Here is a 9765-nt window from a genome sequence, read left to right on the forward strand (position 1 = left end):
CTATTCGAAAAACTTTGAATCAGAACCAGAACAAAAAAAGAAAGACGCAAGTATATCCCTCCACAAACCCATCCGTGGAAACTCACATCTTTCAAACAATATCTTCAGAAAAATAAAAAGGATTATGAAGAGTTTACTAGTGAGGAGCTTCATTCTCCTCAGTTACAAGTATAATCTATTTCTCGCTAAATGGGAAGCTGTTCCTTAAAGGAAATCACTCTATCCCTTACATTTAGGAGAGAGAAAATAAGGAGTCTAAGACAAGCATTTCATTTGATAAGAGGCTTGGAGCTGCTAGGCTGGAGAGCCAAGGCTAAGACTAGCCTTGGTTTAGCTGAAAAAATAGCTTCAAGGGTTCCTCGTGTCAAATGAAAGCAAAATAATTGCCCTCAATCTCACCATTTTTTGGGGCATCATCACTTTCGATTGACACTACTTTTTTAAAATTTTTTAATTAATTTTACAACTGCTTCCGTTCGAGCTGTATGTGGGAACATATCGACCGACTGGATATAATGAAGATCATAGACTTCTACTAAGCGTACCAAATCACGAGCCAAGGTCGAAACATTACAAGAAATATAGACCATTTTTTCTGGTACATAAGTAAGAATAGTATCTAATAACTTATCATCCAGACCTGTACGTGGTGGGTCAACAATCAAAGCATCTGCTCGGTAGCCTTCCTTGTACCAACGAGGAATAATCTCTTCTGCTGTTCCAGCTTCATAATGAGTATTGTCAAATCCCATTCTTTTGGCATTTCGCTTGGCATCTTCAATGGCTTCTGGAATAATATCCATACCTCTGAGTGTTTTTACTTTCTTTGCGAAGGCAAATCCAATCGTTCCAACTCCACAATAAGCGTCAATCAAATGGTCTTCTTTATCAACATCCAAGGCTTTTACCGCCTCGTTATAAAGAACTTCTGTTTGTTCAGGATTTAGTTGATAGAAAGCTCGAGGAGATAGTGAGAATTCATAGTCGAGTACACCTTCTTGAATACTCTCTTCTCCCCAGATAATCTCTGTCTTTTCACCATAAATCTCACTGGTTTTAGCTGTATTTGTATTCACAGCTACTGTCACAACTTCTGGAAAATCTTTAATTAAGTCTTTTACTAGTTGGGTTAAATTAAGCTGACGATTTGTAACAATAATAATCTGAACCTGTCCAGTCTTTCTTGCTCGTCGAACCATAATAGTCCTAACACCTAGAACTTTTCTCTCATCGGTGATTGGAATTTGGTGAAAAGTAAGTAATTCCGCTAGACGATTAGCAATCACTTGGGTTTCCTTGTCTTGTACCAGGCAATCTTTCAACTCTACTAAAGAGTGAGAGTTTTGTGCATATAAGCCCGCCTTGACCTGATTTTTAAATTTTCTAGTCTGAAATTGTAACTTAGCTCTGTAATATTTTGGTTCCTGCATTCCAATAGTTGGACGAATTTCATAGTTTTCATATCCTGCAGGAGCAAATTTTTTCAGCGCTTGATGAAGCAAGTCCGTCTTGAACTCCAGCTGCTTATCATAATGCAGGTGCATGATTTGGCAGCCTCCGCACTCATTATAAATAGTACAAGCTGGCACAACGCGGAATTTAGACTTCTTGTTGACCTTTAATAATTTCGCTTCAACAAAGTTACGTTTAATAGAAGTAATCTGACAATAGATATCTTCGCCTTTGAGAGCACCGGGTACAAAGACTAATGTTTTTTGGTAAAAGCCGATTCCCTCACCATTAATTCCCATGCGCTTGATTTTTAATGGTATTTTTTGTTTTATTTTTAGATTCATAGGTCTATTATACCATGGAGTTTCTAAGATATTTAAGAATATGTTACAATAAAAGCATGAATTCAAAAACACCTCGCTTTAGTATACTAGATTTCCCTGAACGATTACGAAGCTATATCAAGGGAGCTAATCTCTCTGATAGTTCTTCTCATTCAAGTGCAACTGTCCTATATATAGATTCAGGTTACTATTTAAAAATAGATTAAAAAGGCAGATTAGCTCAAGAAGCTAAGATTGCAACTTGGTTCGAAACTGAAGGATTGGGAACTCCAGTGATTACCTATTTATCAGCAAAAAAGGACTTCCTTCTGACTAAAGAAGCCATTGGCAGCAACGCTCTCGCTTTTTTAAATCAACCCGAAAGACTCTGTCAAACCCTGGCTCAAGCATTAAACAAACTTCACAGTCTTAAACCACAATCTTTTCCGTCGGAAAATCATCTGAAGCGTTATAAAGAAAAAGCCTTAAAAAACTATCAGAAGGGGACTTTTTATAACAAGACTCTTCTGCCTCAATTTCACATTCACAGTCGTGAAGAAGCTTACCAACTGATACAAGAGAAAGGTTACATTCTCAAAGCTGATGCTTTTATTCATGGAGATGCCTGCCTGCCAAATTTCATCTTGAAGGATGCCTCTCATTTTTCTTGCTTTATTGACTTGGGATTGGCTGGTTTTAGTGACCGACATATCGACCTCTTTTGGGCAATTTGGTCCCTTCATTACAACCTACAAGATGCTACGTATGCTGAATTATTTCTCGACTATTACGGTAGAGAATATGTAAATATGGATAAACTACGACTTGTTGCAGCTTTCGAAGCATTTAGATGAAAGGAAATTATGAAAATCACAAAACTTGAAAAGAAAAAAAGACTCTATCTGATGGAGCTTGATAATGGCGACAAATGCTATATCACCGAAGATACAATTGTTCGTTTTATGTTATCGAGAGATAAGGTGATAAGCGAAGAGGAATTGAAAGAGATTCAAGACTTTGCTCAATTTTCTTATGGTAAGAATCTGGCCCTCTACCACTTATCCTTTAAAGCACGCACTGAAAAAGAGGTCAGAGAATATCTAAAAAAATACGATATTGATGAAAACATCGTTTCTCAAGTCATTGCTAATCTTAAAGAAGATAAGTGGATCAATGATAGCCAATACGCTTATGCTAGCATCAATGCTAATCAACTGTCAGGAGACAAGGGTCCTTATGTGCTGACTCAGAAACTAGCTCAAAAAGGGATTTCAAAATCTACTATAGAAGAGAACTTGAAAGAATTTGATTTTTCTGAAGTTGCTCAACGTGTAGCTAATAAACTATTGAAAAAATATGAGGGAAAACTTCCAGCTCGTGCCCTGCAAGATAAGATTATCCAGAGCTTGACTAACAAGGGCTTCTCTTATTCTGATGCTAAAATTGCCTTTGACGACTTAGGTAGCCAAATTGACCAAGAAACGACTCAAGAACTCATCTTCAAGGAACTTGATAAGCAATATACTAAGTATGCTCGAAAGTATGAAGGATACGAACTGAAGCAGCGTTTAACTCAAGTTTTAGCACGAAAGGGCTACGATTTTTCGGATATAGCAAGCGCTCTTAGAGAATATCTTTAATATTTCCAAGTGAAATTCACAGATTTTAGGTAATTTTATGGTACAATAGTAAATGATAAACTTATAAATTGTAGAAAGTTGGTTAGTTATGAAGCTTCCAAAAGAAGGCGACTTTATTACAATTCAAAGTTATAAGCATGATGGGAGTCTCCACCGAACTTGGCGGGACACCATGGTACTAAAAACAACAGAAAACGCCATTATTGGTGTCAACGATCATACACTTGTTACCGAAAGTGATGGTCGTCGTTGGGTCACTCGAGAACCGGCTATTGTTTACTTTCACAAGAAATATTGGTTTAATATCATTGCCATGATTCGTGATAATGGAACTTCTTACTATTGCAATATGGCTAGCCCCTACTATCTGGATGAAGAAGCACTGAAGTATATTGATTACGATTTGGATGTTAAAATTTTTACAGATGGGGAAAAACGTCTCTTGGACGTTGAAGAGTACGAGCGTCACAAACGCAAAATGAATTATTCTGATGATTTGGACTATATTTTAAAAGAACATGTCAAAATTCTTGTTGATTGGATTAACAATGGACGTGGTCCTTTCTCAGAAGCCTATGTAAACATTTGGTACAAGCGCTATGTAGAACTAAAGAATCGGTAAAGTTGTCAAACTAGGGTGAAAGCCCTGGTTTTTTTATTTGAAAAACCCAGTTTTTCAGCTGGGTTGGTCTCTATATATCTAATTTCGTAACAGTAAATTTGATCTGGGAATAGTCTTTTTCAACATCCTTATCCAGCAAGAATGCAGTGGCGTCCTTCTTAACCTGAACCAAGTCAATATTCTGAGCTTGAGCCGCATAGACGCAGCCACAATAATATTGACGATAGATATCATACTCCTCACACATCTCTACTGAACGTTTGTAGCCTTGATTTTTCTTGAAATCGTTGGGAAGATAGTGGGTCGTGTAAATTTTTTGCACATCGATTCCGATGCTATTGATGGTTTGAGAATTCTTATGAGGACTGATGGTCAAGGCTGAACCAAAGTAGTCAAAGCCCAAGTCCATAGCCACTTGCGCTGTTTTATCCAGTCGGTAGTCAAAACAAACCTTGCAACGGTCGCCACCTTCAGGCTCTTCTTCCAGTCCTCTGACTAACTTACGTTATTCATTTGGTTCATAGGGAGCTTCTAGATACTGGACCGTATTTCCAGTCCGCTCATTAAAATCACTGACAAACTTTTTAGTCACATAGGCACGCTTATGGTATTCTGCCTTAGGATGGATATTAGAATTTGTAAAATAGATGGTCACATCTGCATACTTGGTCAAATATTCTAGGGTATAGGTACTGCAAGGGGCGCAGCAAACATGCATGAGAATGGTTGGCCGATGCTCATTTTTCTCTCATACTTGTACCATCTTCTGCATGACACGGTCATAATTAATCTTCTGATTGGGGTTCATCTTGCTCAGAATTTCTTCTACATCGATCATGTTATTCTCCTTTTTCTAGTCTTGTTTTATCATATAAATTAGGAGAGCTCAAATCAATTTAGAAGTGAATAGCATAAAAAGGAGGGGTAGGCATTCCCTCCTTTTGTGTTTTTTATAAGTTGTTTTCTATAGAAAGCTTACATCATGCCGCCCATCATGCTTGGATCCATTGTCGGAGCCGGAGCTACTGGTTCTGGTTTATTGGCTACAACTGCTTCCGTAGTCAAAATCAAGCTGGCTACAGATGCTGCATTTTGAAGAGCTGAACGGCTAACTTTAACTGGATCAATAATCCCTTGATCAATCATGTTAACCCACTCGCCAGTTGCTGCGTTGAAGCCTGTACCAACTTCAGCATTTTTCAAACGATCGATAACGATTGAACCTTCGAATCCTGCATTGTGGGCGATCTGACGAACAGGTTCTTCCAAAGCACGGAGAACAATATTGCGTCCTGTTGCTTCATCTCCTGTCAATTCCAAATCAGCTACGGCAGGGATAACATTTACAAGGGCTGTTCCACCACCTGCAACGATTCCTTCTTCAACAGCTGCACGAGTAGCGTTAAGGGCATCTTCAATGCGGAGTTTCATTTCTTTCAACTCAGTTTCAGTTGCGGCTCCGACCTTAATAACCGCTACACCACCTGACAATTTCGCCAAGCGTTCTTGTAATTTTTCACGGTCAAACTCAGAAGTTGTGGTTTCGATTTGAGACTTGATAACTGCAATACGGTGAGAAATCGCTTCAGGATTTCCAGCACCTTCTACGATAACAGTGCTATCTTTGTCCACAGTTACTCTCGCTGCTTGACCAAGTGCTTCAATCGTCGCATCTTTCAACTCAAGACCAAGGTCTTCTGTGATAACTGTTCCGCCTGTTAAGATGGCAATATCTTCAAGCATGGCTTTGCGACGGTCACCAAAACCAGGTGCCTTGACTGCTACTACGTTGAAGGTTCCACGAATCTTGTTCAAAACAAGAGTTGGAAGAGCTTCACCATCCACATCATCCGCAATAATCAAGAGTGGACGATTGCTTTGGAGAATGCTTTCCAAAAGTGGCAAGATTTCTTGGATATTGGAAATCTTCTTGTCTGTAATCAAGATGTATGGATTTTCAAGATCAGCCACCATTTTTTCGCTATCTGTCACCATATACTGTGAAAGATAACCACGGTCAAACTGCATACCTTCTACAACTTCAAGTTCTGTTTCCATACCACGTGACTCTTCGATAGTGATGACTCCGTCTTTGCCAACTTTTTCCATGGCCTCAGAGATGTATTCACCTACTTTTTCGGAACGAGAAGAGACGGCGGCAACCTGAGCGATGGCTTCTTTGTTGGCAACTGGGATGGCGTTGTTTTTCAAGGCTTCTACTGCTGCGGCAACTGCTGTTTCAATCCCACGACGAATACCGATTGGATTGGCACCTGCTGTGACGTTTTTGATTCCTTCACGAACGATTGCTTGGGTCAAAACAGTTGCAGTTGTAGTCCCATCACCTGCAATATCATTGGTTTTTGAAGCTACTTCTGATACCAATTTGGCACCCATATTTTCAAAATGGTCTTCCAACTCGATTTCTTTAGCAATGGTCACACCGTCATTGGTAATCAAGGGGGAACCGAATGACTTTTCAAGAACGACATTGCGACCTTTTGGTCCCAAGGTTACTTTAACAGTGTCTGCAAGGATATCGACACCACGGACCATAGCTGAACGGGCATCTGATGAAAATTTAATTTCTTTTGACATACTTACTTTCTCCTTCTATTCCTCAATGATTGCCAAAATGTTAGCTTCGCCTACGATGATGTACTTTTCATCGCCATCTTTGACATCAAGACCTGCGTGGGCTTCAACTAAGACACGATCTCCAGTTTTAACACTTGGAGCAACCAAGTCACCGTTCAAGGTACGAACACCTTGTCCAGTAGCCACAACTTGAGCTGTTTTGGTTTTTTCTTGGGCTGATCCTGCAAGGACAAAGCCCCCAACGGTTTGTTCTTTTTCTTCTATTTTTAAGACCACACGGTCCCCTAATGGTTTCAACATCTGATTTCCTCCATAATAAGATAGATATTATTAGCACTCTTTGAACTTGAGTGCTAATTCATAATTCTATTGTATCACTTGGTCAGAAATAGTCAAGAAAAAAGTCTGACTTTCTCAAGATCAAAAGCCTGAGACCAACTCAGACTTTTTAATTCTTAAAATGGCAATTCTTCCTCTTCCAAGACTAGGTCTGCCAAGTCTTGACCTGCATTATTTTCACGCATGGCACGTTGAGCACGACTTTCCAAGAGTTGGAATCCAGTAACAAGTACTTCAGTCACATAGTTCATTTGACCATTTTTCTCAAAGCGACGAGTACGCAATTCCCCATCAACGGAAATGAGACTACCTTTAGTTGCGTAGCTTGCCAAAGTTTCTGCTAGTCTGCCCCAAAGGACCATATTGACAAAATCAGCTTCGCGTTCCCCGTTTTGGTCTTTGTAACGACGATTTACAGCGATAGTTGTTCGCGCTACTGACTTGTCATTGTTGGTTTTGTGCAATTCCGGTGTAGACGTTAAACGCCCAATCATGATAACTTTATTATACATATTTTCTTCCTCCTACTTATCTATTCGTAGGAAATCAAAAAAGTTACAGAAATTTGTAACTTTTCGAGAAAATTTTTTATTTTTTATGAACCATGAAACCTGTCGCCTGTTGATTGGCCATAATGGTCATATCTGTAATCTGAACACGACGAGGTTGACTGGTCACATAGACTACTGTGTCTGCGATGTCTGGTGCCTGCAAGGCTTCGATTCCCTGATAAACCGTCGCAGCTCGTTCTTTATCACCGTGAAAACGCACTGTAGAAAAATCTGTTTCAACAATTCCAGGCTGAATGGTCGTCACCTTGATATCCGTTGCGATGGTATCAATTCGCAGTCCATCCGAAAAGGTCTTAACCGCAGCCTTGGTAGCTGAGTAAACAGCGGCACCAGCATAGGCATAAATTCCTGCGGTTGACCCCATATTGATGATATGTCCTTGATTGGCTTTTACCATTGCTGGCAAGAAAGAGCGAGTGACTGCCATTAAACCTTTGACATTGGTATCCAGCATGGTCAACATATCCAACTCTTCATAGTCCTGATAGGGTGCCAAGCCAAGAGCTAGTCCAGCGTTATTGACCAATATATCAATCTGACCTATCGTTTCTAGAATATCGGAGCAGACAGTCTTCACCATGGTCATATTCGTCACGTCTAGTGGAAAGGTCCAGACATTTTGATTTGGATAGATTGCTGCAAACTCCGACTTAAGAGTTTCTAATCTGTCTGTCCGTCGTCCAGTTAGAACGACATTCTCACCCTGCTCCAGATAAGCACGCGCAATTGCTTCACCAATACCTGATGTCGCTCCTGTAATCACTACATTTTTTGCCATCTTATTTCCTTCTATCTGGTCTATCAGATATTAACAACTTCTTAGGCAGTCCAGTGTTTAGCTGGGTCGAATGGTGTTCCGACAACTTGGTCTTCTGATAATTCAATAATACCACGTTTTTGTGGAGCATTTGGCAGATTCAATTCACGAGGACTGCACATCATTCCAAAACTCTTTTCACCACGAAGTTCGCCTGGGAAAATAAGATTGCCTTTGGGCATCATAGCTCCAGGAAGAGCGACAATGGTTTTCAACCCCACACGCGCATTGGGAGCCCCTGCAACGATTTGCACGATCTTATCACTTGCGACTGCAACTTGGCAGATGTTGAGGTGGTCACTATCAGGATGGACTACCATCTCGACAATTTCACCAACAACAAACTTAGGTTCCTTGTCATTGACAATTTCTTCTTTAAAACCTTCCGCCTGCAATTCTTGGTTCAAACGAGCGACCTGTTCATCTGATAAAAAGACTTGACCGAACTCTGCAATTTCAAATAAACTTGAAACTTCAAAAATATTCCAAGCCACTGTTTCCCCATTATCTTTGAGAAAAACACGGGCTACCTTGCCTTTGCGTTCTACATCCAGTTTGGCATCTCCGCTATTTTTCACGATGACCATAAGGACATCACCGACATGTTCTTTGTTGTATGTAAAAATCATTGTTTTCTTTTTCTCCTATTTCAGTCCTGCTAAAAAGTCGTTAATTTGTTGCTTACTTTTACGGTCGCGATTAACAAAACGACCAATTTCCTTGTCCTTTTCTAGAACAACAAGGCTAGGAATTCCATAAACATCCCAGAGTTTAGCCAAATCCATATACTGGTCTCGGTCCACACGAATAAAGGTGAACTCTGGATTGGTCTCCTCAATTTCTGGCAAGGCAGGATAGATATAACGACAATCGCCACACCAGTCCGCCACAAAAAGAAAGACCTTCTTGCCATCTTTTTCTACTAAGGATGCTAATTCTTCTAAACTTGCTGGTTGTATCATAAGACTTCCTCCTCATAGACTAGGTCTTCATTTTCATAGACAAAGGTATAATGACGCCCATCCTCAAAAATCACGCCACCAACCAAGCTCTCTAGACCGCTTTCGTAAACTTGAACATAGAGGGTCGCAATTTCTCCCATGTCTGAAAAATGGTCTCGCACAATCGCTGTCAACTCTTCCTGAGTCTTCCTGAGCTTATGGTCATCTGCAACTTTTTTCGTAGCAAGGGCAAGGCTCCCAATACCAAACAGAGCCAGACCTGCCATCCACATTTTTTTAGCTTTCATACCATTCATTTTAACACAAAAAAGGCTTTAGGACAAATGAGGAAGCAGCAGAAAAGCAAGTAAAAAGCCTCTTCCTTTAAGGAAAAGGACTTCTTATACTCAATGAAAATCAAAGAGCAAACTAGGAAACTAGTCGCAGGTTGCTCAAAGCAC

General features: G+C 40.0%; 10 protein-coding genes and 2 pseudogenes. 3 read left to right on the plus strand and 9 right to left on the minus strand.

Translation table 11 applies throughout. From position 1 onward, the window contains the following. Nucleotides 1-440 precede the first annotated feature (440 nt). Nucleotides 441-1796: a 23S rRNA (uracil(1939)-C(5))-methyltransferase RlmD gene (rlmD, locus tag HT669_RS10420; protein ID WP_101514423.1), complete on the minus strand. Its 1356-nt coding sequence runs from the start codon at nt 1794-1796 to the stop codon at nt 441-443. A gap of 56 nt (nt 1797-1852) precedes the next feature. On the opposite strand from rlmD, the pseudogene HT669_RS10425 reads away from it, so the two are divergent. The 3 genes and pseudogenes from HT669_RS10425 (at nt 1853) to HT669_RS10435 (ending at nt 4037) form a co-directional block, all read left to right on the plus strand. Beyond that, nucleotides 1853-2629: pseudogene (locus HT669_RS10425) on the plus strand (aminoglycoside 3'-phosphotransferase). Nucleotides 2630-2638: 9 nt separating this feature from the next. Then, complete coding sequence (gene recX / locus HT669_RS10430; protein ID WP_172922185.1) at nt 2639-3415, plus strand: recombination regulator RecX; 777 nt, start codon at nt 2639-2641, stop codon at nt 3413-3415. 88 nt (nt 3416-3503) lie between these two features. Beyond that, a complete protein-coding gene (locus HT669_RS10435; protein ID WP_000775321.1) occupies nt 3504-4037 on the plus strand; it encodes a DUF402 domain-containing protein in 534 nt (177 codons plus the stop codon). Nucleotides 4038-4107: 70 nt separating this feature from the next. Here HT669_RS10435 and HT669_RS10440 read toward each other — a convergent pair. From HT669_RS10440 to HT669_RS10475, 8 genes and pseudogenes are all read right to left on the minus strand, one after another. Next, nucleotides 4108-4875, minus strand: a pseudogene (locus HT669_RS10440) (epoxyqueuosine reductase QueH). Between the two features lie 137 nt (nt 4876-5012). Next, nucleotides 5013-6635, minus strand: a complete 1623-nt coding sequence (groL, locus tag HT669_RS10445; RefSeq protein ID WP_172922184.1) for a chaperonin GroEL — start codon at nt 6633-6635, stop codon at nt 5013-5015. A gap of 15 nt (nt 6636-6650) precedes the next feature. Then, a complete protein-coding gene (groES, locus tag HT669_RS10450) occupies nt 6651-6935 on the minus strand; it encodes a co-chaperone GroES (RefSeq protein WP_000917330.1) in 285 nt (94 codons plus the stop codon). A gap of 155 nt (nt 6936-7090) precedes the next feature. Continuing rightward, nucleotides 7091-7486, minus strand: coding sequence for a single-stranded DNA-binding protein (locus HT669_RS10455; RefSeq protein ID WP_050285086.1), 396 nt, complete (start codon nt 7484-7486; stop codon nt 7091-7093). Between the two features lie 76 nt (nt 7487-7562). Continuing rightward, entirely contained in the window at nt 7563-8324 is a 762-nt protein-coding gene (locus HT669_RS10460) for an SDR family NAD(P)-dependent oxidoreductase (protein ID WP_023940335.1), read from the minus strand. A gap of 41 nt (nt 8325-8365) precedes the next feature. Next, on the minus strand, nt 8366-8992 hold the full coding sequence (gene ytpR / locus HT669_RS10465; RefSeq protein ID WP_050285085.1) for a YtpR family tRNA-binding protein: 627 nt from the start codon (nt 8990-8992) through the stop codon (nt 8366-8368). A 15-nt stretch (nt 8993-9007) separates the two neighbouring features. Further along, nucleotides 9008-9325 (minus strand): thioredoxin family protein, encoded by a 318-nt coding sequence (locus HT669_RS10470; RefSeq protein ID WP_000615777.1) that lies wholly within the window; start codon nt 9323-9325, stop codon nt 9008-9010. Next, nucleotides 9322-9621, minus strand: coding sequence for a DUF4651 domain-containing protein (locus HT669_RS10475; protein ID WP_172922183.1), 300 nt, complete (start codon nt 9619-9621; stop codon nt 9322-9324). The genes HT669_RS10470 and HT669_RS10475 overlap by 4 nt, the downstream gene beginning before the upstream one ends. Nucleotides 9622-9765: the final 144 nt, after the last annotated feature.

Origin of the sequence: Streptococcus sp. 2100 (assembly GCF_013276335.1) — a bacterium.
GTDB classification, from domain to species: Bacteria; Bacillota; Bacilli; order Lactobacillales; family Streptococcaceae; genus Streptococcus; species Streptococcus pseudopneumoniae.